We start from the raw sequence: 22398 nt of genomic DNA on the forward strand, positions 1-22398 counted from the left end.
TATTACTCCAGATCGGCGGCGGCAAATGTGTTACCCTGCCTCAAGTCACCGGTTTCATACCCTTTTTTAAACCAGTACATTCGCTGGGCACTTGTACCATGGGTGAAACTATCTGGCGTAACACGGCCCTGATACTCTTTCTGCAGTCGGTCATCACCTATTTGGTGGGCCGCATTCAAAGCCTCTTCTATATCGCCGGGATCCAATACATTTTTTAAGTTCTTTTCATAGTAAGCCCATACCCCTGCATAAAAGTCGGCTTGAAGCTCCAGCTTTACAGACAATTTATTATATTCAGATTCGCTAAGCTGCTGCCTTGCCTGATCCATTTTAGCCGATACACCTAACAGGTCCTGTACGTGGTGACCAACTTCATGCGCTATCACATAAGCCTGTGCAAAATCGCCAGCCGCCTCGAAACGGTTTTGCAATTCATCAAAGAATGAAACATCTATATAAACTTTCTGATCGCCGGGGCAGTAAAAAGGGCCTGATTGGGATGTGGCGTCACCGCAAGCTGTTGATACGCCGTTGGTAAAAAACACCATTTTGGGATTCTGGTAACTCTTGCCCATGTCTTTAAATAATTTGCCCCAAACATCTTCTGTATCTGCAAGTACAACTTTTGCAAATTTCTTTTGAGGAGTATCCTCCACACCGCTCCCGCCAGGGCGTGTGTCAATTTGTTCGGTTTGTGCAGAACCGCTATCCTGGCTTTGATTAAGTATTGCAGATGGGTCCACACCAGTGAAAAAGTATATAGCCGCTGCTATAATGCCAATTATACCACCGCCAAAAGCTATACCACGGCCACCGCCGCCGCTACCGCCCTCTTCTGTATTACTGCTTTCGCGTCTGCCCATCCATTGCATAATATTCCCAATTTAATGTAGTTGCTAAACAGCAAAGGCCCAAACAATGTTTGAGCCTTTGCACGGTGTTATTATGATATAGTTATCTATCCAGCTTAGCCACCCTTGTCGGCGTGTCTTTACCGGCTATGATACTGCGCGAACCTAATGCAAGCGCCTTAATAGTTGCTACAATATTTTTGGTATCGAGGCTGGCAAATTCATCGCCAACCGAGTGGTATAATTTATCCGTATCGATTTGATCTGTGGAGATGCTGTGCGCAGGCACGCCTAAACGCGCAAGCGTAGCATTATCACTGCGGTAAAACAGGTTTTGCTGCGGATATGGATCCGGATAAAATTTAAATGCCGTGCCTTCCAGGTTCTTCTGTAGTATCGGGCCGAAATCCGAACGCTCAAAACCTGTAATGAAAGCGGTGTTAGGACCAAATTTAGAGTCCTTACCTATCATCTCGATATTGAACATCGCCATTACCTGATCGGCATTTAGCTGTTTAGAAAAGTACTGCGAACCAAAACCGCCTATCTCTTCGGCAGTAAAGGCAACAAAGATCAGCGTACGTTCGTTACCACCTGCCTTTTTGAAAAATTTGGCCAAACTGATCACCGCGGTAGTCCCCGAAGCGTCATCATCCGCACCGTTGGCAATACTATCACCATTCATAGCTTTAACTATACCCAGGTGATCGTAATGACCCGAAAACACCACATATTCGTTAGGCTTTGACTTGCCGGGGATCATACCCGCAACGTTAAAAAGTGGTTTTTCAACCGCTTTGGTTTCAAAGACTACGGTGGCCGATTTTACATCATCTAAAGGGCCTAATACGAATACTTTAGGGTTATCTGCATTTGCGCCTTTAAAGGAAGTACCGCCGCGCTTTGCACGGGCAACAATGTTTTTAAACACAGCAGAGTAGCTTGTATCTACCAACACCAACGCCTTTTTATCGGCAGATGCAATGGCTGTGTATTCATTACGAAAGTTTTTGCCGGCAGGAATCTTCACCACTTCTACACCTGTAAGGTTAGCCCAGTTGAAAGAGGCGGCAGCGGTGACAGCCATATTATCAGCTGGCACTTCGGCACCGTTCAATGTAACTTTAGCACTAACCGGTTTGGTTTGCACCATACTAAAACTTTGCCTGAAACCTGCATTGCCTGATAAGGGTTGTAAACCTGCTTGCTTAAATTCGCCTTCAATAAAGGTAGCGGCTTTGTAAATCCCCGGTGTAAAGGTACCGCGGCCCTGCATATCATCAGCGCTCAACGTTTTGATAATGCGTTCTACATCATCAGATTTGATTAGTTTATCCACATTTTTTGTGAAGGCATCCTGCGCTTTTACAAACGCCGGTGCTATGGCAATGGCGGCGATAGCCGCGTATAATTTTAATTTCATGTTTATGATTTAACTTTTGTTGATAACCAGCTGTTGCGGAAATCCTGTTGCTGTTTAGTTAGTTCGCGGCCTGCCTTTTCAAAGGTGACCACCTCAACCGTTGGGTTCTCTTCTAACACCAATGTGGTCTCGTGCTCGCCGGTACGGTTTTTATATTTTATGCTGATCTTGTCTCCTGGACTTTTAGCGGCAACCGCTGCTGTCAGTCCTGCAGCGTCGATATCTTTGCCATCGGCTTGCAAAATCACATCACCCGCATCCAACCCTGCCTTGTAAAGCGGGGTATCTTTAATGGCTGGTGAGGTGATCGGAACACCGCCGCCAGCGGCCGCATTGCTTTCGCCCGATGAACCACGGCGCGGTACCGCACCAATGCGGCCTGCCCAGGCTTTCCCTGCCTGTGTTTTGCGCAGCATTAGCCCGGCTTTGGCTAACAATTGCTGATAGTCATTTTTCTCAACGCCATTGATGTAGCGTTTAAAGAAATCTGCCGCGAAGGTGGGGCTTGTTACTTTCGCTAACACCGCTTGCAGATCTGCTACGTTATAAGCCTTCTCTGTTTTGCCGTGAGTTAACCAAACCTGGCGCATAAAATCGTCAAGGGTAAGGTTGAATTCGCTGCGCAGGCGCAGATCTAATGCCAATGCGGTTGCGCCGCCGTAGGTATAGTAACTGGTGAAAATATTATTGGTGTTGAGTTGATCTACCGATACACCTGCATCAGCAAACACCGCGTAACGGCTTGCCTGCAACGGCGAAAAATATTTAGCGCCAGGTGTATTGTAAACCTGATTTACCAGGCCGCCAATGGTGCGGGTATAATCTTCTATTGATTTGATGCCGGCACGGGTAATCACCAGTTCGCCGTAATATTGGGTAAACCCTTCGGCACACCAAAGCTCATTGCTCATGTTAGCGTGTTCAAAGTTGAACGGTTCTAAAGTTTTTGGCCGGATACGCTCCACATTCCAGCTGTGGAAGTACTCATGAGCAAATGTTCCTATCAGGTTTATTTCTAAACCAGCAACCCTGGGTGCCGGATGCACAATAACGGTAGAATTACGATGTTCCATCCCATCGCCCGCGGTACTTGGGTGCACGTCATGTAAAAAAACGTAAGTACCGTAATCGTAGGCTGGCAGTTCGCCAAAAACGGCCTGCTCCTCTAAAACTACTTTTTTAACCATATCTGTAAGCGTACTTAGCGCAGCCGGGGCATCATCTGAGTGGGTGCTTATTTTAATGGTTTGCTCTTTACCATTGGCGTTTTTTACAGTCCACTGGTCTATATTGTTGGCAGATAACTCTACAGGGCTATCCATCATATATTGCAAATTAGGTGCGCTATAAACATTATCCCCTTCCGGCTTCAACTGTGTTGCCACTTTCCAGCCGTATTTCTCCAAATCGTTAAACTGGAATTTTACCGCTCTTTTATCCAGGCCCAATACCCACATAAACGAGGCCGGCATATTTAAATGCGCATGGCTTGCATCAATACTGGCGTAAGTTCCATCCGTCCAGTTACCAAATAGGGTATAACTTATTTTTACGACATCGGGGTGGTTGGCAATCTCATAAACGTCGCCCTCTATTTGCTTAACTATTAGTTCGCTGCCTGCAACGTCTGTTGCTTTGACGTTATAAACATTTTTGCCAAATTCATGGGTGGCATAGCGGCCGGGAGATGAACGACTCATCCTGAACCGAATGGTCCCTCCCGGAGCATCAGGTATGGTCATTACTATCTGTGCTTCATGGTGCACGGCGTTAGGAAACGAAACATTATAAAAAATATCAGTCCGTGTCTTTACCTGCCCAAAAGATAGCAAGGCAACAAAGCAGGCAGCGCCGGTAAGTAATAGTTTTTTCATTACGATATGTTATGGCGATGAAATTACTATTTAATCAGGATATGTTCCCTATCAATTTTATTACAGCTACCGGATATTACATTCGTTGTAGCTAAGAATGTTTAAGCTTAATCGTAACTATGCCTACTCAGGTCATATTCCGATTGTGTAGTGATAATCTGTTTCCGGCGGGCGATGTCGGCATCCAGGTTATGGTCATAGGTGTTGTCGGTTACAGCTATGTCCCTGGCTTTATCTTTTTCGGCAAAGTGGATATTGGCTTCACTTAATTTGGCAACCGCAGTATCGTAAGGTCCTTTGGGCGACATCAGTTTTACAAAGACGGGCAAACACTCAAACAGTATGAACAGGTAACCAATAAAGGCGATGGCCAGATAAGTATCCAGATCGCGGGTACCTTTTTCAGTGTAAGAAAGCTGACCCAGGGCCCAGTTACGGTCGGCAAAGCCTGCAACATTGGCCAGGCTATCCAACTGGTGTTCGCTAAATAAGCGTAGCCCATTTACGCCTTCAAATTCTTTGCGGCGGCTCAGATATTGATCCATCTGCCCCAGGTTATCCGTTACGGTTTTAAGCCGCTCCTGCTTTTCCTGCAGCACTGTAGCTTTTTGTTTGGCGTAAGTGCCATAGCCAGTGATGCCGGATGTTTGGTTGGTTTTATCGCCAAATACCTCCTGGTTTAATTCAAAACGTGAACGGTTGATATCACGCTCCAATGAATCTTTCTCCTTCTTCAGATCATTGTTTTTGCCCAGTTCCTGCGCATATTTTTGATTGTACGTACGCTGCAGTGTATCTATTTTGCTGTGTTGCCCTTTCAGGTAAGCAGTTTTTAATTTTTGGCGGATCTCTTTATCAAAGATCTTCAGCTCCAGCGGGCGGGAGATCACTACACCGATCATTATCGCCAGTAGTATACGCGGCGACGCCAGCAAAATTTGCTGATTGGTGCTGCCTTCCTTATTGATGCTGGATACAATGTACCTGTCCATATTAAAAATAGCAGTGCCCCATATCAACCCAAACAATATGGCAAACCCAACTGCGAACGCGTTGCCGCTAAATACAAAATACATAGCATACCCGCCAGACATAGCTGCGAACAATGCCGTAAAAAATATGGTAGCCCCAATGCCCACGTATTTATTATGCTCGATAGGGTATTTTTTGAGTGTATCTATATGCGCACCGGAACAGGACCAGAAAAACCGGGTTATTTTCTTCATTTAACGTGTTTATCCGTAATATTTTACAGCCTGTATATAAAACGCACTCGACTACTGTTTGTTACAGCATGCCAGTAAATATTTGAGGTAGAAAAAACCTACCTTTGGCCTACAAATACATTTGATATGAAAGAAGTAAGCGTACAGGAACTAAAAGAGAAATTAGATAGCGGCGAAGATTTTCAACTGATAGATGTTCGGGAAGATTTTGAATACGAAACATCAAACATCGGCGGGCAGCTGATTCCCTTGGGTGGCATCCTGATAGAGACGGAAAAAATAAGTAAAGACAAGCCTGTTGTAGTGATGTGCCGTAGCGGCAAACGCAGCGCGGCAGCCATTATGCAATTAGAAGCCCAGGGTTATACCAACCTAAGCAATTTAAAAGGTGGCATTTTAGCGTGGCAGGCTGAAATCGACCCGAACATTAACGTTTACTAATTGCAATGGGTAAAAAGGTAGCGTTAAATGTGTTTTATAACCTGGTGATATTTGTATGTATCCTGGTTATTTATTCGGCATTTGAGCATGGCCGGTACGAATATATATTGGCCTGTGCTTTTATTGCGGGAATCATTATTACTTTAAAGATCCGGCTGATCAAAGAGATTAAGAATACGCAAAGACCGTAGCAGACAGGTAAACCAATATAATTATCACGATTGATCTTTGAGGTTTACTGCCCGTTAAACTAATCCGGCTATCCGTAACATTTGGGTAGTGTTAGTACTCTAACTCTTACATTAAACATAAACAAATGTTCATAGCAATTATTGGTATCATTTTGCTTATTGCAGGCACAATGGTAAAACGTTCGCCTGAACCGGGGAGCCGCTTTGGTGGCATCATCAGGCTTATTGGTGCTGTAGTAGTCGTATTAGGTTTGCTGTTCTCTGTTTTTAAGGTGATAGAGCCGGGCAAGGTAGGCGTACAGGTGTTATTTGGTAAAGTGCAGCCGGATGTTTTGGAGAGCGGCCTGCACGTCATCAACCCGATGGTTGATGTAACGCTGTTCAACATCCAAACGCAAAACTACACCATGAGCGCCGTGCATAGCGAAGGCGAGGTACAGGGAGATGACGCTATCCGCGTACTTTCATCAGACGGGTTAGAGGTTACAGCCGATTTGACCGTTCTTTATAAAGTAGATGCTGCAAAAGCACCTTTCATTATGCAAAATATCGGTTTGGATTACGTGGACAAGATTGTCCGCACGGTTTCGCGTACTGCGATCAGGGATAACGCGGTTAATTACGCCGCGGTTGACCTGTATTCAACTAAAAGGCAGGAATTTCAGGATAAGATAAACCGCACCATAGCATTAAGCTTTGCCAAGCGCGGATTGGAGCTGCAGCAGATCCTGATCCGTAACATTTCACTGCCGGCATCGGTAAGGGCAAGTATCGAATCAAAGATCAACGCTGAGCAGGAAGCCCAGAAAATGCAGTTTGTGCTGCAGAAAGAGCGCCAGGAAGCCGACCGTAAACGTGTAGAAGCGCAGGGTATTGCTGATTACCAGAAGATCCTATCGACCGGCTTATCAGACAAACAACTACAATACGAAACTATAAAAGCGCAAAAAGAAATTGCGCTATCGCCAAACACCAAGGTGATCATTATGGGCAACAGCAAAGGCGCCCCGATCATGATAAGCGATAAATAATTTTAAGGGGCACAAGCTGGTAAAGTTTGTGCCCCTTTTTTACTAGTTACTTTGCCGGTACCTTTAATCCTAATGCCTCCATATAACCCTTATTAGGCGTGCAGTTTACAAACCTACTGTTCTCTAAAAAATCATATAGCGCCTTTTTTAATTCTTCGCGATTAGCGGGGGCCGCCTTTCGGATATTCTCGAAGCTCGACCGGTCTTTCTCGGTATAGTCAATAATTTTATCGTAGTTGGCCGGTACGTGAAAGCTCATAAAGCCCCTGGTATTATCCAGCTTTTTGTATGGCCAATAGTGCCATCCAATATTGTTTTTTTCACATACTATCCGAAAATCCCTTACCCATTCATCTGTGTTCTCGCCCGTTTCGCCCACATAAATTGGCACGTTGTACTTATTGCGAAAATCAACATACTCCTGTATTACTTTCTCGGTCGGGTCTGTCCAGTACTTATGAAAGGTGTAAACCAGCTTCGGGTCGAACGGCGCACCAAACGGTTTAAAGTTACTGTCCCACTGGGCGCCGCCAATAAACAGGATGTGATTTTTATCAACCGTGCGGATGGCTGCTGTAATTTCCTTGTAGGTAGGCTCCAGGTGCGGGTTCAGGTCATTTACATCAAAGTAGTGCGCAATAGGTTCATTGAGTAAATCGTATCCTAAAATAATGCTTTCGTTGGCGTAACGGGCGGCGATCTTTTTCCAGATCTCGGCTGTTTGCTTACGGCTGGCGGCACTTTTAAACAAGAAAGGATAACCATTGCCGTCGTCTATATTATCGCCCGTTTGCCCGCCTGGCGCGCAGTGCATATCCAGCATTACATACAGGTTTTCCTTTTTGCACCAGCCTATCACCCTGTCCAGAAGTTCGAACCCGCGATTAGGATTGTTCTGGCCCATATAATCTTCGCTGGTAAATAGCTTGTAATTAAACGGGATCCGGATGGAATTGCTGCCTGTTGCTTTCAGGAAGTGAATATCGGCCTCGGTGATGTAAGTATCCTGAAACTTGCGCCAAAAGAGTTTCATTTCTTCCGGGCCAACAAGTTCTGTCAGGGCTTCGTTGATAAGCCTTTGCGAATTCACCTTTTTAAATTTAAACATGTAACCTTCGGGCACCAGCCAGTTACCCAGGTTAGTGCCTTTAATTAAAAACGGCTTGCCATCGGGCCCTATAACATCTTTACCCTTAGTACTTATAAACTTTGCTGTTTGTGCCTCGGTATTAAAGCAGGTTGCTACCGCAATCAGTAATACAATTAACTTTTTCATAAATTATAACAAGGATTATTTTTCAATCATTTTGTAAAAGCGAACATAGTCAACATCCATAGCGGCAGGGAAGATGGTATTATCCACACCCTTTTGTCCACCCCAGCTACCGCCGACAGCCACATTAAGGATCAGGAAAAAATTTTGATCGTACGGATACACAGCAGAACCGCCGCCGTTATTAGCATAGGTGTAAATGAGTTCTCCGTCTACATAACCACGGAGTGCATACGGTGTCCAGTCAACCCGGTACACATGGTAATCGGTATTAAAGCTGCTTACTACCTTACCACCGCCCTGCCCGTTTGCACCAAAATAAGTTTTATTATGTACTGTAAAATGGATATTGCCGGGATCGAAGCCAACCATTTCCATAATATCGATCTCGCCCGACTTAGGCCAGTTGCCGTATTTGCTGTCTTGCGGCATCATCCAGATGGCCGGCCAGATGCCTGTACCTTTTGGCAGGCGCGCTTTAACCTCTATCCGACCGAACCTGGCCAGTTGCAGTCCTTTAGATACCAAACGGGTTGATGTGTAATCCATACCGCCCATCGCCTCTTTCTTTGCGGTGATAGTAAGTTTGCCATCTGCAACTACCGCGTTGGCTGGTGTATAATATTCAAGCTCGCTGTTGCCCCAACCGCCGCCACCATTCTCATAGGCCCAATTGGCAGCATTAGGTACACCGTTTACATTAAACTCGTCGGCAAAGTAGGGCATGCTTTCAAATGCCCATGCTTTATCTTCAGGCAATACAGGTGCTATAACAACCGGTGCAGCATTATCGGCACCTTTTTTAGAGCAGGCCGATAAACTTATCGCAAGAAAAAGTATTGCCAAAGCATTCAGCGTGTATTTCATAAAACGGTAATTGGTTTGCCTGCTGCATATTGGTACACAGCCAACACAAATGTAAACTATTCAGCAATATAATTTTTACCGGGAGCGTGCAGGCAGCACAAAAGGGATGCTGCTAAAGCCAAAAAAAACGTAACAAAGGTTAACAAAGGTTAACAAAGGTTTACACTTTTTAGTAAAAAATAGCTTAAATAATTGACAATAAGGAATTTAAAAAACAGTGGGTTAACATGATTTTTAACGCTTCAGTACTTATATTTTATGGGTTTTACTTGGCGTGCGTCCATTAATATCCTTAATTTGTATAACGCCTTTTACCTGTTATGAACGTACCGGTCAATAAGTTTATCATTACCTGCTTCTTTGTCTTTTGCTTTGCCTTACAGCATACCGCCGTAAGCGGTCAAACCCTAAAAGTTGCCATCGCAGCTAACCTGCAGCCGGTGATCAAAGCCCTGCAAGCTGATTTTAAAACTAAAACACGCATCAGTACTGATGCCATATCTGGTGCATCAGGCAAGCTAACCGCACAAATTAAAAACGGGGCTCCGTTTGATGTTTTCCTGTCTGCGGATGTGGCGTTCCCGGCCGACTTATTTAAAACCGGTTTTGCCACAAAAGCCCCGGTTGTTTATGCCGACGGCGTGCTGATCATGTGCAGTACCCGCAAATTAGGCGCACAGCCCTGGGCACGCCTTCTTACATCGCCAGGGGTAAAACGTGTAGCTATTGCCAATCCGTCGATAGCCCCCTATGGCAAGGCCGCGGCAGAGGCGCTTACACATGAGGGTATCTTAAAAAAGATGAACGGTAAACTCGTAACCGGCGAAAGCATTAGCCAGGTGAATACTTACATATCTACCGGGGTAGTTGATGCAGGGTTTACTACGTTATCTTTTTACAAAGAAAACAGCGGCAAGCAGCAGTTGAATATGTGGACCATCAACCCAAAAACCTACTCGCCCATACAACAAGGCATGATTATACTTAAACACGGGGCCGGTAAGGCTGCTGCACAGCAATTTTACAAGTACATTTTAAGCCCGGCAGCCAAAAAAATCTTTATTAAATATGGCTATCATGTACAATAAACGCAATAGTAACTGATGGATCTGTCGCCGGTTTGGCTTAGCCTAAAATTAGCAGCTATCACCACAATACTGCTGCTGCTTATTGGTTTGCCGCTGGCCTGGTGGTTATCAAAAAAGCGCAGCTACTTAAAGCTTGTCATCGAGGCGTTAATTACTATGCCGCTGGTATTGCCCCCATCTGTACTGGGTTTTTATTTATTGCTTGCTTTTAGTCCGCAGCGGGGGTTAGGCAAATGGCTCAATGAGATTTTTAATTTACAACTTGTATTCTCTTTCCAGGGGCTGGTGCTGGCATCGGTTATTTATAGTATGCCGTTTATGATAAGCCCCGTAAAATCCGCATTTCAGCAATTGCCGCTCTCACTTTCGCAGGCATCATATACCCTTGGGAAAACGCAATGGCAAACTTTACGTTATGTGCTGCTACCTAACATCAAACCTTCATTATTAACAGCAACCATACTCACTTTTGCACATACGCTGGGCGAATTTGGCGTAGTGCTGATGATTGGCGGCAATATTCCCGGCGTTACGCGGGTGGCATCAATTGCCGTTTATGATTCTGTTGAACAAATGGATTATGCAGCTGCAAACAACTATTCGTTCATACTATTTGCCATAACCTTTGTGCTGGTAATGGGTATTTTTATTTATAACAAGTACCAGGTAAAAAGCCCATTAGAATGATAACGGTAAACGTCACAAAAAAATTAAGGGCTTACAACGGGCTGCAAAATTTGCAGATAGATAAAAAATTTGCACCCGGCTGCATTACGCGGATAACCGGGCCATCGGGTGCGGGCAAAACAACGTTACTTAAAATGATTGCAGGATTAACTGACCCTGATAGCGGGATCATTAAAGCCGGTGAGGTTTGGTTTGATGCTGATAAGCATGTTAACTACCCGCCTCAGCAGCGACGGGTCGGCTTTGTTTTTCAGGATTATGCGCTGTTCCCTAACATGACTGTAAGAGAGCATTTAGCATACGCCTCGGAAGATAAGGCGTGGATTGCACGCTTACTGGAACTTGGCCAGTTGACTGCATTTGCAGATCAAAAACCTTTGCACTTATCCGGCGGGCAGCAACAGCGGCTGGCAATACTCAGGGCGTTAGCTATCAAACCACAAATATTATTGATGGATGAGCCTTTTTCCGCGCTCGATATCAGGATGAAGACCGGGTTGATCGCAAACTTACAGGCGCTTTTTAAAGAGTTACAGGCAACGGTACTTATTGTAAGCCATAACCCCTATGAATTAGACGGCATAAGTGATGATGAACTGGTAATAGGCGAAGAAGTTTAGCGCTTAGAACGGAGCTAAATAACGAGAATTTCAAACAAGCGACAGCGAGAAATATCATATCTGTCCATGGAAATTATATTTAATCTTAATCTGCCTTTTATTGCACTTGCGCAACAACAATCTTATCCAGATTGTGCAGGTACCTGCGGCCCGTTTTAAAATCATTGGCAGATGTCATCTGGATACTTTCGGGCATCTTCTCTATCTTAACACCGTTCTTTTCCATTATGATAAAAACATGATCGCCTACAACCGTATTGTAAATTTCGTTCCAGGAGTATACCACCTTGTAGCCGTCGGCACCGGTGCAAACAAAGTAAAAGCGGCTTAATAACTTAGGGCTGGTCGTTTTAAATTTGGTGTGCGATAAAACATCCTTTAATAAAACACCTTTCAGCGCATCATCCTGGTGTTTAAACGCACCGGTATGGTCGGTAACCTTAACATCGCCGATTGGCTTTACGGTGTATTGTTTAAGAGAGTCGAGTGTAATTACCGACTCCTTTTCAACATCGCCGGTTATAGCAAATCTTTGAGTTGGTTGATTCTTTTCCTGTGCGAAGGCAGCGGATGAAGATATAAGCAATAGCAGTAAAAGTTTTTTCATGGTTAATTTATATACCCGGATAATCCTTAACGTAAGGTTGAGCAAATTACAAAAAATACCAGTCCGGAAAAGTTCGAGACGCAATTAAAGTACAGCCAAAATATCTTTAACAGAAGCACGCTTACTGTAATCCTTGTCAAAATGTGCAAATACAATTTTACCCCGGCTGTTTATCACATAAGTAGCAGGTACAGGTAAACATTATCGGTGTTGCCGTTGGCTTTTGCCATATCTAACCCAAAATCCTTATACCTGGTTACCGTTTTCTCGTCCATTACATAATTAACCCCGTAACTTTTCATGATGCTGTACCCTTTATCCTGCACAATAGTATAGGTAGCTTTGGTTTTGGCAACCGTTTGGCCAATCCCTTCGGTAGTTCAGGAGTTATGCCTATAACATACGCTCCCTTGCTATTTAACAGCTGCAACGAATCTTGGATATGCGCCATTTGCTTATTACAGTATGGGCACCATTGCCCACGGTAAAAGAATAACACTACTGCCTTGTGCTGCTTCAATAATGCTTTAAGATCGGCCTTTTTGCCATTGTTGTCTGTTGCTTTAAAAGCAGGCGCTTCTGCGCCTATTTTTAACCCGGTTTGCGCCGTAACCCTTACAGATAGCAGCAGGGCGGCTACTGCAACCAAAGTTTTTAGTGTAAAATTTTTCATCTCTTATAAAGTAAGTTTAACTAAAGAAAGAGGGGGATATACATCCCCCATCTTCAAAACAAAAAACAACCTCCCAATTATTTATTGTTTTTAGGCCATTACATCTTACCGGCAGTATCCATAGCCATTTTATCTACCTTTGCTTTTTTGGCTTTCATTTTAGCGGCCGGTTTTTTCTTGTCGGCCATTTTGGGTTTGGCGGGCTGCATTTTGCTTTCTGCCGGTTTCATTTTGTCTTGCAGCGGTGTGGCAAAAACATTCATACTACTGCACAAGGCAATTACTCCTGTTAAGATAATGGTTGATAGAAACTTTCTGTTGTTAGTTTTCATGATCTGTTTAATTTATTTTCCTGCTTAGTCGGCAGGATTGTTTAAACCTTACAATAATTAATTTTTACTCAGCCGGTCTATCTTCAGTTGCAAATTCTGCTTGTATTCATCATCAAGCCGGATACCCACGCCGGCCCTGCTTTTCAATAACGACTGTATCATATTATTGATCTTTGCGCTTTGCTTCATATAAATGCCGCACACATCGCAGCCAATTAAATGGATACGCAATTCTACCGTTTCGCGGAAGGTGATTTTGCCTGCCAGTCTTTTATCAATCAGGTAGGTGGCCTTGCGGCAGTTGTAAATTATTTTTTTCAATCCGTTCATAGCTCAGATCCAGTTTTTTTGAAGGCAGGCCCTCAGGTTAAGTTTAGCCCGGTGAATAATTACCCAATAATTGGCTGCACTGATCCGCAGTGAGGTGCAAACGGTTTCAGTAGGCTCATCATCCAGGTGCTTCATTGTAAAAACCGACAGCCACAGTTGAGGTAGTTTGTCCATGCATTTTTGCAGGATCTGGTTAAACTCCTTTTGATTTAAAGGATCGGTATCATCCATGCCAAAATGCTGCGGCCAGTAGTCTTTTTTCCAATGCCCCCCGGGTTCAAAAAAATCTGTTTCGGTTAATTCACCATTACCGATGTCTTCCGTTTTTAACCCCGATGCTTTTTTTCGATATATATCGATTATTTTATTTTTTAATATCGCTGTCAACCAGGTACGTTCAGAACTTTTACCGGCAAAATTATGCCGGCTTTGCAGCGCTGCCAAAAAAACGTCCTGCACCAGGTCGCGGGCCTGCTCATCATTACTTATCCGGGCAGCGGCATAGGCGTACAGATAGTCGGCATATGCGCGCACCCAGTTTTGCGGGTCGAGCTGATGATCTTTGGGAGGGTTTATCATACGATCGATTGAATAACGAATGCTTAGTCGTGTAATAGAACTAATCCTTACAACTATTGTACATTTTGTAATTTACGTACGTTGTACAAGATGTAACCGATTAAAATGTAAATTTATTTGTAAGGATATACGCCCGTTACCGACCAACCATTAAAACAAAGATCATGAAAGCCCTAAAAATATTTGCGTTTGCTTTGCTGCTGGCTGTCGGTGTACTGGTAGCGGCCGCCTTCACCGGGTCAAAAAAAACATCACCGTCCACTAACGGCTCCGGTGAAAACACGGGCTTTGCGGTTGTTGAGCTGTTCACTTCAGAAGGTTGCTCCAGTTGCCCCGCAGCAGATGCGGTTGTAGCTAAAATTGAAAAGGAATATAAGGGCAAATCCGTGTACATATTGGCTTACCATGTTGATTACTGGAACCGCCTGGGATGGAAAGATGTGTTTAGCAGCGCAGATTATTCGCACAGGCAAAGTACTTATGCCTCATGGTTAAAACTCAGCTCGGTGTATACTCCACAGGTTATTGTAAACGGCCGTAAAGAATTTGTAGGCTCGCAGGAGGGCACCCTGCGCAACGCCATCCGTGCGGGGCTGGATCAACCCGCTATAAAAGCGCTGAAGCTGGTTGATATAAAAACCGGCAATAGCCAACCCACTATTAGTTATACATCAGAAAGCGCTACCGGAAATTCGCTGGTGCTTGCTTTGGTAAAAAAGAACGCCACCACGATTGTAAAACGGGGCGAAAATAGCGGCCGCACTTTATCGCACGTACAAATTGTAACGCAGTTAAAAAGTTCGGCAATAACTGCTAACAAGGGCAACGTGCAATTGGCATTACCATCAGGCTTTAAAGCGAGTGAATATGAGGTGATAGCCTTTGTACAAAACCCCGCCAACGGCAATATTATAGCCGCGGCCCGTTTTGCGTTACCTACTACTTATAGTGCGGCTAACTAAATTAAAACAGCTAATTTTACCAATCGCAATGCCCCCGATAAAATGAAAGTAATCAAAGAGAAACATTCGCTTTTAATGCGATGGACGCACTGGGTAAATTTCCCGCTGCTGGCCATTATGATATGGAGCGGGATGCTCATTTACTGGGCGAGCGATACCTATTCTATCACGCTGTTCGGGCATACGTATTACAAGTTTTTTCCGCAGGGCTTTTACGATGCATTAAACATACCGCGCAGGCTGGCCGAGGGCATGGCCTTTCATTTCCTGTTTATGTGGTTATTTGCGTTAAACGGTATCATTTACGTACTATATACAATCATTTCGGGATCATGGCGCGAATTGGTACCCCAGCGCAGATCATTTAAAGAGGCGTGGCTGGTGTTACTGCATGACCTGCACATTCGTAAAATGGCGCCCACACAAAATAAATATAATGCCGCACAGCGCATTGCCTATACGGCAGTCATTGTAATGGGGTTCGGATCATTAATAACCGGCCTGGCCATTTATAAACCGGTACAATTTAATACGCTTACCTGGCTTTGCGGAGGTTATCACGCCGCACGTATCGAGCATTTTGTGCTGACTATAGGTTATGTGCTTTTTTTTGTGATACACGTTGTACAGGTAATATTAGCCGGCTGGAACAATTTCCGCTCGGTTGTATCCGGATTTGAGATCGTAAACAAACAGCCTGAGCCTGTTGTAAAGCCCGAAGAAGATGGAAAATAAAAAGCCAAACAAAGAGCTGACTGTAGATGAGAAGATCAACCGGCGTAACTTTATTTCATTCGGGGTATTTGCATTGATGGGTGCGGCTTTTTATAAGGGCTGGCAATGGCTATACCATACGCCAAAAGAAGCCCCGGGGATAACCGCAGGTGCCAAAGTGCCCCTGCGCCGTGCCTTGAACAAAACCGAGCTGGCCTTCCGTAATTTCTTTAGCAATAACAATTTAGTAAAAACTTATCCAAAATCAATGGCTGCTAAAAATGTGCGTGTTAACAGCACCATTGGTATGGGCGGTAAATTTGTGGTTGATGACTGGAAGTTGAAGGTAACAAAAGCTAATGGCCAGACGATGGATATTACTATCGACCAGATCAAAGCCCTGCCTAAAACAGAGATTGTATTTGATTTTAAATGTGTGGAGGGCTGGGACCAGATCCAGTACTGGGGCGGCCTGAAACTGATAGATTTTATCAATCACTTTAACCTTGCCGACCAGACTCAGCTAGGCTATGTAGGCATGATGACACCTGACAAGGGTTACCAGGTGGGGCTGGATATGCCAAGTGCCATCCATCCGCAAACTATACTGGCTTATGAAATGAATGGCCAGCCGCTGCCTATGAACCACGGCGCACCGTTAAGGTTGATCATCCCGGTTAAATATGGCATCAAAAACCTTAAACGTATAGGCAGTATTACGTTTAGCGATACCCGCCCGCCTGATTATTGGGCCCGCATAGGGTACGATTATTATTCAGGACTATAAGATCACAGGTATTGGTGTGGCCGCCAACGTAATTATTTTGCCCGTAAAAGGTAAGATCGGTAGTTGGGTGAAGGAAATGCCCCAACCCATACCGGCAATCAGTACCTATGATAGCTGTTTTTTAATATTATTTGGTTACGGTATGTATAAACCGCTCAACAACGTAGGTAGATAGCTGGCCGCCCGGGCCATTCAAATTATAATCAAACCCGTGGGTAGCCCAGGGTAATTGCAAACAAAAGTGTTTAATGTTATTGGCCTTTAGTCTGGCGCTAAGCTTTTGGCTGTGAACTGGCGATACCAGCACATCGTTATCGCCATGGATAAGCAGCGTTGGTACAGTTTGCCGGTTAACAAATTCGATTGGCGAACTTGCTGCAAACTTATCCGGCACAGCCTCATACGAGCCGCCGATATAGTTACGCATTACCAGCCGCGAATCCATTACCAACGGGTTGGATGGTAGCGAATAGCCCCAAACCATGTCTGCGGGGCCGTAAAAATCAACAACTCCCTTAAGGCCCGGTTCGGGTTTGGTATAGGCAGATAGTAATGCTATCTGCGCCCCTGCAGAACGCCCAAGCAATACAAAATTACCGGTGTCTATCTGCAGCTCATCTGCATGGCTCTTTAAGTATTTAAAAACCTGGCTAATATCCTCTACAGGGGCCGGTGTTTTGTACTTAGGTGCCATACGGTAATTAACAGCCGCTACATTATAACCTTCCGTAGCCAGGTAGGCATTCAGCTCAGGCAGCTGCCTGCTATCGCCGCTGCTCCACGAGCCACCATGTACCACAATTACACAGGGCCTTTTACCACCGGTAAACGATTTGTAAAAATCCAGGGTTAAAGGCACATCCTTATCGGTATTGTAAACAAACGTTTTAAACGATCCGCTGGGCTGGTCGCCAAATATGCGGAAAATGTTGAACGGCAACTTTGTGCTATCGCCTTTTACATTGGCACTGCCTGGGCCAAACGCCGCTACAAAATTTTGTTTCAATGTGGCCGAAACGACATAGGCCCTTACAATTGGTGATAATAAAAGTAACAGGGCCAACCCGCCGAAAACATTACAAGCCAGCTGATATTTGTGCAGCCAGATGCCGGCGATGAGTAAAATACCTGTTATAGCCATAAACACCATCGGGAATTCTGTTACGCCAATAGCCAGCAGCCACAGGTAATAGGCCGGTGCCCTAAATACCGTAAGTAATGAGATTAAAAAGATCAGTATTAATAATATCAGGCGGATCATGCTCCCTTTCTGTGAAATAAGTAGTGGCTTACCGTCCATTCGTTGCCGTTGTTATAATTCCAAAGTTCGGCACAAGCTAAGTAAAATAAACTCCAGTACACCCACCACCTTGCCGCTTTTGCCTTACCGTAAGTTTGTTCAGATAAGGGCATTATTCGACTTTATGGGCATCCATATTTTTTAATCACGCTTCGGATGTCTTGGCGTGATGAGTCTAATTTTTAGCAGTCCTGATAAATTTAAGGGCGTCGTCGGCATGCTCTTTGCCTTGCAGCATGGCTGCGTGGGCATAAACAACTTTACCTTTTTTGTCAACCACAAATGTTTCGCGGCCGCTCATAAACATCTTCTTTTTTACGCCAAATAAATTGTAAACCTTGTTATCCGGATCGCTTAGCAGTGTAAACGGCAGCTTGTAATGATCAACAAATGCTTTATGGCTGGCAACCGTACCCGAGTTGATACCGATAACCTTAGCCCCGGCTTTGGTAAAATCATCAAAGCTGTCGCGAAACGCGCAAGCCTCTTTTGTACAAACCATACTTTCGTCCTTTGGGTAAAAATAGATGACCAGCGTGTGCTTGCCTACTTCATCGGCCATGTTAAATACCTTTCCCTTTTGGTCGTATAATGAAAATACCGGGGCCTTTTCACCTGCTTCCACATGCTTTTGTGCCTGAGCGGTACATGCAAATAAAAAAGACACCCCTAAAATTATCAGCAAATATTTAATCATTTTTATGTTCATCTCTTTCATATACGTGGTATTGTGCGGCTGCGATTTTTCCATCATCAATTATTAAAGTGAGTACGTAACATTGTATAGCTTTGTTGTACGCACCATTTCTATGAAAAAACTAAAGCAGATAGTCAGCCAGGTAAGGGAACTGGGCCGGCAACCCACCACGCCCCAACTAATAGAAATGCTTTGGCGGCTTATTTGTTATCCGCCAAAAATGCCTTTAAGGCTGCACCAGGAGCAACTGTTAAGCCAAGCCGAAAAATTTACGGTAGGCGTTCATGATCAATATTTTACAAATGGATTGTTGACCGTTAACGGCTTTAAGTGGGGCAGCGGAAAAAATAGCATATTGATCACCCACGGATGGGGTTCAAAAGCAGCAGATTTTGCCGAAATGATAACCGCGCTTTTGGAACTTGAAGATGTGGAGATTATTGCTTTTGATGCGCCCGCCTGCGGCAGTTCAGAAGGAGAGCTATCCAACATCCTGCTGTTTGTTGCTGCGGCTAAGGCCGTCATCCAAAAATTTGGCCCGCCTTATGTGGTAATTGGCCACTCGGCAGGTGGGCTTGCCAACGTGGTAACCTTGAATGAATTAGCTATAACCCCTAAGTTGCTCATCAGCATAACCCCGATCATCCTGCTTCATGAGAATTTTTTGAAGACCATGGAAAATGCCGGCGTAGCTGAGCACAGCCGCAAAGCATTTTTGGACAGCTTTGAAGAACGTTATGGCCGGCCGCATCAGCGTTTAACATGCACGACTTATACCAATTCGGCCCGAAGCTTAACCACTGGCTGGCTTATGACGAACATGATATGACACTACCGCATGAATACCTGCAGCAATTTTTGAAAGAACACCCGGAGATCCGAACCTGCAACTATGACAACGCAGGGCATGCTGCGATAATTAAAAATCCAGGTATGATAGCAGATCTGGTGAGTGAAATAAATAAGATTTAGCCAGCAATTATGTTGATAGACCAATTAGCCTACGAAGACCATCTGTTTGAAAAAGAAAACTTTACCGATATATCTGTACGCGGCAAAGAATTTCAAAGCTGCACGTTCCGCAACTGCGATTTTGCGAACAGCAGTTTTACTGCCAATAAGTTTTTGGAGTGCAGTTTCGATAGCTGCAACCTATCAATGATGAAGCTTGACCAGAGCACCCTTAACGATGCTACATTTAAAAACTGCAAGGTGCTGGGTGTAAACTTCAGTAAATGCGCAGACTTTTTATTTAGTGTTGAATTTGATAATTGCCTGCTCGATTATAGCTCTTTTTTAGGTAAAAAGATGGTAAAAACTAAGTTTAGCAAATGCAACCTTAAAGAAGTAACCTTTGCCGATGCGGTTTTAACCAACTCTACCTTTAGCGAGTGCGACTTGACCAACGCTGTATTTAGCCAAACCGACCTTAGCAGTGTAAACTTCACAACTGCATATAACTTTGATATCGATCCGGAAATAAATAAGCTAAAAAAAGCGGTATTTTCTATGCAGGGCTTAGCAGGCTTATTAACCAAGCACCAGTTAAAAGTTGTTTAACAGCTTTAAGTAGTAGTAGTCCGGCTCAGGCATAGACGTAAAAGCCGCGCATTTTGCAATGCACGGCTTTTAATATCTGACCACTACTTATACCAGGTTTTGTTTAATATAGCTGTAGCTTTTAGTAATGCTATCAAAAGGGTCGCCAGGGCAAATGTCCTGCTCATTAAAGAAATAATTTAACCCTGCCTTACCTGCATGCTTAAAGATGTCTTTAAACGGAATTACGCCGTTACCAACTTCGGTAAACATTTGTTTAGGGGTGTTATCCATATCCTTTACGTGCCAAAGTGGGAAACGGCCCGGATAGCGGTTAAACATGGCAATAGGGTCTTGCTTGGCGCGGTACATCCAGTAAATGTCCATTTCCATTTTTACCAGTTTAGGATCGGTAAAGTTTAGCAAGGCTTCGTATGGCAGTTTGCCATCCTGTTTAATAAATTCAAAGTCGTGGTTATGGTAGCAAAGCTGGATGCCTGCCTTTTTACATACCTCACCGGCCTTGTTCAATTTGTCAGCAGTTTGCTTGTAATGGGTTAAAGTACCGCGTTCGCTGTCTAATAAGTAAGCGCAAACCATATATTTAATGCCAACTGCTGCTGCATCGTCAACCGCTTTTTGCCATTCGTTAATTATAGTGCCTTTTGTAGCACCCATACCTTCGCCCAGCATATAGTGGCCGCTCGGGCTTATCAGTCCGTTATCTTTTAAAAGCTTGGCATAATCTGCCGCTTCCATCCCATAAAACTTCTGGGTGCCGGTATAAGTGGCGTTCTCAACAGAATTAAAGCCTACCTGTGCCACTTTTGCAAGTGTACCGGCCGGGTCTTTCGCCATAGCATCGCGCACGGTGTACAGTTGTAAGCCAATGTATTTTTTGTTTCGTGCAAACAAATTAGGCGCTACCAACAGCCCTGCAGATAGCATGGAAGTGGTTTTCAGGAACGAACGTCTGGTTGTCATTATCTGGTTATTTAATTTGGTTTGTGTAAAAGTAACGCATTGACTAATACAAACAAATAGACCACATAATTTTTACAAGGTTTAATTTGTTGCCGGGCGCGGTTTATTTCCCTTGTATCTGTTAGGCTTGCGTTTGCTGTCTGTACGCGGGCCGCCATGCGGGCGCTCTTCTTTAACCGGCTCAATCGCCCTTAATTCTTCAGGCAGTTCCTTTACATTTATCGGCTTGTCAATAAGCTGTTCAATGCTTTTTAGGCGCTTAAGGTCACGGTCGTTCACAAAGGTTATGGCAGTACCCGTTGTTGCGGCGCGGGCTGTACGGCCAATGCGGTGCACATAATCCTCCGGGTCGCCGGGCACATCGTAATTCACTACAAGATCTATCCCTTCTACATCAATACCACGTGATAACGCATCGGTGCCGATGATAACAGGCAGTTTTTTATTTTTAAAACGCAACAAGATCTCTTCGCGCTCGCCTTGCTGCAGGTCTGAGTGAAAGGCCGCGGCATCAATATGTGCGTGCTTTAATTCTTTATAAAGCGATTTTACTATTTCCTTTCGCGATGCAAATATAATAGAGCTGGTATAGCTGGCATCCTTAAGCAACATCTTAAGCAAAGGCGTTTTCTGCTGGTCGTGCAGGCGATAGATCTGCTGATCGATGCCTGCTGCCGGCTGGGAAATGGCGATATTGATCTGCTGCGGATCGGTAAGGATATTTTTAGCCAACGTGCGGATCCTGCCCGGCATTGTTGCTGAAAATAAAAGCGTTTGCCGTTTTTTGGGCAGATAGCCTACAATACGCATAATATCATCATAAAAGCCCATATCAAGCATGCGGTCGGCCTCGTCCAGCACCAGGTGTGTGATGTCATTAAACTTTAAGACACCTGATGTTAAATGGGCAATTAACCTGCCCGGCGTAGCTATAATAATGTTTACATTATTTTGGATACCGCGGCGCTGCTGTTCGTAAGCCATACCATCGCCGCCGCCAAATACGGCCTGCGAGCTGATGCCGGTAAAATAGGCAAGCCCTTCTACCTGCTGGTCTATCTGTTGTGCAAGCTCGCGCGTTGGCGCAAGCACCAGGGCGGTAGTTTGATGTTTATGTGTATTGCTGATGTAGTTTAATACCGGCAGCAGGTATGAAGCTGTTTTGCCGGTGCCGGTTTGGGCACAGGCTATAAGGTCGTCGCCATTTAAAATAACCGGGATGGCCATTTGCTGAATGGGTGTTGGGGTATTATAACCCATACTAAGTACGCCTTCGAGTAGTTGGTCGTTAAAATTGAAATCCTGAAAAGTCACTATTCTGT

General features: G+C 44.5%; 28 protein-coding genes. 12 read left to right on the plus strand and 16 right to left on the minus strand.

Annotation, left to right across the window (positions count from 1 at the left end; translation table 11 throughout):
• Positions 1-2: 2 nt before the first annotated feature.
• The 4 genes from ACE5CV_RS01510 to ACE5CV_RS01525 form a co-directional block, all read right to left on the minus strand.
• On the minus strand, positions 3-863 hold the full coding sequence (locus tag ACE5CV_RS01510; RefSeq protein WP_374948381.1) for a neutral zinc metallopeptidase: 861 nt from the start codon (positions 861-863) through the stop codon (positions 3-5).
• A gap of 91 nt (positions 864-954) precedes the next feature.
• On the minus strand, positions 955-2274 hold the full coding sequence (locus tag ACE5CV_RS01515) for a M20/M25/M40 family metallo-hydrolase (protein ID WP_374948382.1): 1320 nt from the start codon (positions 2272-2274) through the stop codon (positions 955-957).
• 2 nt (positions 2275-2276) lie between these two features.
• Positions 2277-4148 (minus strand): M61 family metallopeptidase, encoded by a 1872-nt coding sequence (locus ACE5CV_RS01520; RefSeq protein WP_374948383.1) that lies wholly within the window; start codon positions 4146-4148, stop codon positions 2277-2279.
• A 107-nt stretch (positions 4149-4255) separates the two neighbouring features.
• Positions 4256-5374 (minus strand): DUF4407 domain-containing protein, encoded by a 1119-nt coding sequence (locus ACE5CV_RS01525; RefSeq protein WP_374948384.1) that lies wholly within the window; start codon positions 5372-5374, stop codon positions 4256-4258.
• Between the two features lie 126 nt (positions 5375-5500).
• Between ACE5CV_RS01525 and ACE5CV_RS01530 the strand changes: the two genes are divergently transcribed.
• The 3 genes from ACE5CV_RS01530 (at position 5501) to ACE5CV_RS01540 (ending at position 7037) form a co-directional block, all read left to right on the plus strand.
• A complete protein-coding gene (locus tag ACE5CV_RS01530; RefSeq protein WP_374948385.1) occupies positions 5501-5815 on the plus strand; it encodes a rhodanese-like domain-containing protein in 315 nt (104 codons plus the stop codon).
• Positions 5816-5820: 5 nt separating this feature from the next.
• Complete coding sequence (locus ACE5CV_RS01535) at positions 5821-6006, plus strand: DUF6358 family protein (RefSeq protein ID WP_374948386.1); 186 nt, start codon at positions 5821-5823, stop codon at positions 6004-6006.
• Positions 6007-6131: 125 nt separating this feature from the next.
• Complete coding sequence (locus ACE5CV_RS01540) at positions 6132-7037, plus strand: prohibitin family protein (protein ID WP_374948387.1); 906 nt, start codon at positions 6132-6134, stop codon at positions 7035-7037.
• A 46-nt stretch (positions 7038-7083) separates the two neighbouring features.
• Here the strand turns inward: ACE5CV_RS01540 and ACE5CV_RS01545 are convergent, their stop codons facing one another.
• Together ACE5CV_RS01545 and ACE5CV_RS01550 are read right to left on the minus strand one after the other, a co-directional pair.
• Entirely contained in the window at positions 7084-8313 is a 1230-nt protein-coding gene (locus ACE5CV_RS01545) for a glycoside hydrolase family 5 protein (RefSeq protein WP_374948388.1), read from the minus strand.
• A gap of 15 nt (positions 8314-8328) precedes the next feature.
• A complete protein-coding gene (locus ACE5CV_RS01550; protein WP_374948389.1) occupies positions 8329-9177 on the minus strand; it encodes a family 16 glycosylhydrolase in 849 nt (282 codons plus the stop codon).
• Between the two features lie 320 nt (positions 9178-9497).
• On the opposite strand from ACE5CV_RS01550, the gene modA reads away from it, so the two are divergent.
• The 3 genes from modA to ACE5CV_RS01565 are packed head-to-tail and all read left to right on the plus strand — an operon-like array spanning position 9498 to position 11572.
• Positions 9498-10265 carry a molybdate ABC transporter substrate-binding protein gene (modA, locus tag ACE5CV_RS01555; RefSeq protein WP_374948390.1) on the plus strand — a complete coding sequence of 256 codons (768 nt, stop codon included), beginning with the start codon at positions 9498-9500 and terminating at the stop codon, positions 10263-10265.
• A 15-nt stretch (positions 10266-10280) separates the two neighbouring features.
• The gene (gene modB / locus ACE5CV_RS01560; protein ID WP_374948391.1) at positions 10281-10952 is read left to right on the plus strand and encodes a molybdate ABC transporter permease subunit; all 672 of its coding nucleotides are present in this window, start codon (positions 10281-10283) and stop codon (positions 10950-10952) included.
• Positions 10949-11572, plus strand: coding sequence for a sulfate/molybdate ABC transporter ATP-binding protein (locus ACE5CV_RS01565; protein WP_374948392.1), 624 nt, complete (start codon positions 10949-10951; stop codon positions 11570-11572). The genes modB and ACE5CV_RS01565 overlap by 4 nt, the downstream gene beginning before the upstream one ends.
• A gap of 97 nt (positions 11573-11669) precedes the next feature.
• On the opposite strand, the gene ACE5CV_RS01570 is transcribed toward ACE5CV_RS01565, so the two are convergent.
• The 6 genes from ACE5CV_RS01570 to ACE5CV_RS01595 all read right to left on the minus strand — a co-directional run bounded on the left by ACE5CV_RS01570 (position 11670) and on the right by ACE5CV_RS01595 (position 14093).
• A complete protein-coding gene (locus ACE5CV_RS01570) occupies positions 11670-12179 on the minus strand; it encodes a molybdopterin-binding protein (RefSeq protein WP_374948393.1) in 510 nt (169 codons plus the stop codon).
• Between the two features lie 173 nt (positions 12180-12352).
• A complete protein-coding gene (locus tag ACE5CV_RS01575) occupies positions 12353-12481 on the minus strand; it encodes a hypothetical protein (protein WP_374948394.1) in 129 nt (42 codons plus the stop codon).
• Positions 12478-12852, minus strand: coding sequence for a redoxin domain-containing protein (locus ACE5CV_RS01580; RefSeq protein WP_374948395.1), 375 nt, complete (start codon positions 12850-12852; stop codon positions 12478-12480). The genes ACE5CV_RS01575 and ACE5CV_RS01580 overlap by 4 nt, the downstream gene beginning before the upstream one ends.
• 98 nt (positions 12853-12950) lie before the next feature.
• Complete coding sequence (locus tag ACE5CV_RS01585; protein ID WP_374948396.1) at positions 12951-13184, minus strand: hypothetical protein; 234 nt, start codon at positions 13182-13184, stop codon at positions 12951-12953.
• A gap of 57 nt (positions 13185-13241) precedes the next feature.
• Positions 13242-13514 (minus strand): zf-HC2 domain-containing protein, encoded by a 273-nt coding sequence (locus ACE5CV_RS01590; protein WP_374948397.1) that lies wholly within the window; start codon positions 13512-13514, stop codon positions 13242-13244.
• Between the two features lie 3 nt (positions 13515-13517).
• The gene (locus ACE5CV_RS01595; protein ID WP_374948398.1) at positions 13518-14093 is read right to left on the minus strand and encodes a sigma-70 family RNA polymerase sigma factor; all 576 of its coding nucleotides are present in this window, start codon (positions 14091-14093) and stop codon (positions 13518-13520) included.
• A gap of 164 nt (positions 14094-14257) precedes the next feature.
• On the opposite strand from ACE5CV_RS01595, the gene ACE5CV_RS01600 reads away from it, so the two are divergent.
• The 3 genes from ACE5CV_RS01600 to ACE5CV_RS01610 are packed head-to-tail and all read left to right on the plus strand — an operon-like array spanning position 14258 to position 16556.
• Positions 14258-15055 carry a DUF1223 domain-containing protein gene (locus ACE5CV_RS01600; RefSeq protein WP_374948399.1) on the plus strand — a complete coding sequence of 266 codons (798 nt, stop codon included), beginning with the start codon at positions 14258-14260 and terminating at the stop codon, positions 15053-15055.
• 42 nt (positions 15056-15097) lie between these two features.
• Positions 15098-15790: a cytochrome b/b6 domain-containing protein gene (locus ACE5CV_RS01605; protein ID WP_374948400.1), complete on the plus strand. Its 693-nt coding sequence runs from the start codon at positions 15098-15100 to the stop codon at positions 15788-15790.
• Positions 15780-16556 carry a molybdopterin-dependent oxidoreductase gene (locus tag ACE5CV_RS01610; RefSeq protein ID WP_374948401.1) on the plus strand — a complete coding sequence of 259 codons (777 nt, stop codon included), beginning with the start codon at positions 15780-15782 and terminating at the stop codon, positions 16554-16556. The genes ACE5CV_RS01605 and ACE5CV_RS01610 overlap by 11 nt, the downstream gene beginning before the upstream one ends.
• Positions 16557-16683: 127 nt before the next feature.
• Here the strand turns inward: ACE5CV_RS01610 and ACE5CV_RS01615 are convergent, their stop codons facing one another.
• A complete protein-coding gene (locus tag ACE5CV_RS01615) occupies positions 16684-17856 on the minus strand; it encodes an alpha/beta hydrolase fold domain-containing protein (RefSeq protein WP_374948402.1) in 1173 nt (390 codons plus the stop codon).
• Between the two features lie 175 nt (positions 17857-18031).
• Entirely contained in the window at positions 18032-18610 is a 579-nt protein-coding gene (locus ACE5CV_RS01620; protein ID WP_374948403.1) for a peroxiredoxin, read from the minus strand.
• Between the two features lie 55 nt (positions 18611-18665).
• On the opposite strand from ACE5CV_RS01620, the gene ACE5CV_RS01625 reads away from it, so the two are divergent.
• The 3 genes from ACE5CV_RS01625 to ACE5CV_RS01635 are packed head-to-tail and all read left to right on the plus strand — an operon-like array spanning position 18666 to position 20113.
• A complete protein-coding gene (locus tag ACE5CV_RS01625; RefSeq protein WP_374948404.1) occupies positions 18666-19382 on the plus strand; it encodes an alpha/beta hydrolase in 717 nt (238 codons plus the stop codon).
• Positions 19379-19525: a hypothetical protein gene (locus ACE5CV_RS01630; RefSeq protein ID WP_374948405.1), complete on the plus strand. Its 147-nt coding sequence runs from the start codon at positions 19379-19381 to the stop codon at positions 19523-19525. Before ACE5CV_RS01625 ends, ACE5CV_RS01630 begins: the two co-directional genes overlap by 4 nt.
• Positions 19526-19534: 9 nt before the next feature.
• Positions 19535-20113 (plus strand): pentapeptide repeat-containing protein, encoded by a 579-nt coding sequence (locus tag ACE5CV_RS01635; RefSeq protein ID WP_374948406.1) that lies wholly within the window; start codon positions 19535-19537, stop codon positions 20111-20113.
• Between the two features lie 87 nt (positions 20114-20200).
• Here ACE5CV_RS01635 and ACE5CV_RS01640 read toward each other — a convergent pair whose 3' ends face one another.
• Both ACE5CV_RS01640 and ACE5CV_RS01645 read right to left on the minus strand, forming a co-directional pair.
• On the minus strand, positions 20201-21076 hold the full coding sequence (locus tag ACE5CV_RS01640; protein WP_374948407.1) for a sugar phosphate isomerase/epimerase family protein: 876 nt from the start codon (positions 21074-21076) through the stop codon (positions 20201-20203).
• An 81-nt stretch (positions 21077-21157) separates the two neighbouring features.
• Positions 21158-22390 (minus strand): DEAD/DEAH box helicase, encoded by a 1233-nt coding sequence (locus ACE5CV_RS01645; protein WP_374948408.1) that lies wholly within the window; start codon positions 22388-22390, stop codon positions 21158-21160.
• Between the last annotated feature and the right edge of the window lie 8 nt (positions 22391-22398).

The sequence above is a fragment of the Mucilaginibacter sp. genome, assembly GCF_964263795.1.
Classification (GTDB): Bacteria; Bacteroidota; Bacteroidia; order Sphingobacteriales; family Sphingobacteriaceae; genus Mucilaginibacter.

What these genes read in the sequence shown, in the direction of transcription:
- ACE5CV_RS01510 (WP_374948381.1), bottom strand. Translation starts at nt 863, where the DNA reads ATGGGCAGACGCGAAAGCAGTAATACAGAAGAGGGCGGTAGCGGCGGC.
- ACE5CV_RS01515 (WP_374948382.1), bottom strand. Translation starts at nt 2,274, where the DNA reads ATGAAATTAAAATTATACGCGGCTATCGCCGCCATTGCCATAGCACCG.
- ACE5CV_RS01520 (WP_374948383.1), bottom strand. Translation starts at nt 4,148, where the DNA reads ATGAAAAAACTATTACTTACCGGCGCTGCCTGCTTTGTTGCCTTGCTA.
- ACE5CV_RS01525 (WP_374948384.1), bottom strand. Translation starts at nt 5,374, where the DNA reads ATGAAGAAAATAACCCGGTTTTTCTGGTCCTGTTCCGGTGCGCATATA.
- ACE5CV_RS01530 (WP_374948385.1), top strand. Translation starts at nt 5,501, where the DNA reads ATGAAAGAAGTAAGCGTACAGGAACTAAAAGAGAAATTAGATAGCGGC.
- ACE5CV_RS01535 (WP_374948386.1), top strand. Translation starts at nt 5,821, where the DNA reads ATGGGTAAAAAGGTAGCGTTAAATGTGTTTTATAACCTGGTGATATTT.
- ACE5CV_RS01540 (WP_374948387.1), top strand. Translation starts at nt 6,132, where the DNA reads ATGTTCATAGCAATTATTGGTATCATTTTGCTTATTGCAGGCACAATG.
- ACE5CV_RS01545 (WP_374948388.1), bottom strand. Translation starts at nt 8,313, where the DNA reads ATGAAAAAGTTAATTGTATTACTGATTGCGGTAGCAACCTGCTTTAAT.
- ACE5CV_RS01550 (WP_374948389.1), bottom strand. Translation starts at nt 9,177, where the DNA reads ATGAAATACACGCTGAATGCTTTGGCAATACTTTTTCTTGCGATAAGT.
- modA (WP_374948390.1), top strand. Translation starts at nt 9,498, where the DNA reads ATGAACGTACCGGTCAATAAGTTTATCATTACCTGCTTCTTTGTCTTT.
- modB (WP_374948391.1), top strand. Translation starts at nt 10,281, where the DNA reads ATGGATCTGTCGCCGGTTTGGCTTAGCCTAAAATTAGCAGCTATCACC.
- ACE5CV_RS01565 (WP_374948392.1), top strand. Translation starts at nt 10,949, where the DNA reads ATGATAACGGTAAACGTCACAAAAAAATTAAGGGCTTACAACGGGCTG.
- ACE5CV_RS01570 (WP_374948393.1), bottom strand. Translation starts at nt 12,179, where the DNA reads ATGAAAAAACTTTTACTGCTATTGCTTATATCTTCATCCGCTGCCTTC.
- ACE5CV_RS01575 (WP_374948394.1), bottom strand. Translation starts at nt 12,481, where the DNA reads ATGAAAAGTTACGGGGTTAATTATGTAATGGACGAGAAAACGGTAACC.
- ACE5CV_RS01580 (WP_374948395.1), bottom strand. Translation starts at nt 12,852, where the DNA reads ATGAAAAATTTTACACTAAAAACTTTGGTTGCAGTAGCCGCCCTGCTG.
- ACE5CV_RS01585 (WP_374948396.1), bottom strand. Translation starts at nt 13,184, where the DNA reads ATGAAAACTAACAACAGAAAGTTTCTATCAACCATTATCTTAACAGGA.
- ACE5CV_RS01590 (WP_374948397.1), bottom strand. Translation starts at nt 13,514, where the DNA reads ATGAACGGATTGAAAAAAATAATTTACAACTGCCGCAAGGCCACCTAC.
- ACE5CV_RS01595 (WP_374948398.1), bottom strand. Translation starts at nt 14,093, where the DNA reads ATGATAAACCCTCCCAAAGATCATCAGCTCGACCCGCAAAACTGGGTG.
- ACE5CV_RS01600 (WP_374948399.1), top strand. Translation starts at nt 14,258, where the DNA reads ATGAAAGCCCTAAAAATATTTGCGTTTGCTTTGCTGCTGGCTGTCGGT.
- ACE5CV_RS01605 (WP_374948400.1), top strand. Translation starts at nt 15,098, where the DNA reads ATGAAAGTAATCAAAGAGAAACATTCGCTTTTAATGCGATGGACGCAC.
- ACE5CV_RS01610 (WP_374948401.1), top strand. Translation starts at nt 15,780, where the DNA reads ATGGAAAATAAAAAGCCAAACAAAGAGCTGACTGTAGATGAGAAGATC.
- ACE5CV_RS01615 (WP_374948402.1), bottom strand. Translation starts at nt 17,856, where the DNA reads ATGGACGGTAAGCCACTACTTATTTCACAGAAAGGGAGCATGATCCGC.
- ACE5CV_RS01620 (WP_374948403.1), bottom strand. Translation starts at nt 18,610, where the DNA reads ATGATGGAAAAATCGCAGCCGCACAATACCACGTATATGAAAGAGATG.
- ACE5CV_RS01625 (WP_374948404.1), top strand. Translation starts at nt 18,666, where the DNA reads ATGAAAAAACTAAAGCAGATAGTCAGCCAGGTAAGGGAACTGGGCCGG.
- ACE5CV_RS01630 (WP_374948405.1), top strand. Translation starts at nt 19,379, where the DNA reads ATGACACTACCGCATGAATACCTGCAGCAATTTTTGAAAGAACACCCG.
- ACE5CV_RS01635 (WP_374948406.1), top strand. Translation starts at nt 19,535, where the DNA reads ATGTTGATAGACCAATTAGCCTACGAAGACCATCTGTTTGAAAAAGAA.
- ACE5CV_RS01640 (WP_374948407.1), bottom strand. Translation starts at nt 21,076, where the DNA reads ATGACAACCAGACGTTCGTTCCTGAAAACCACTTCCATGCTATCTGCA.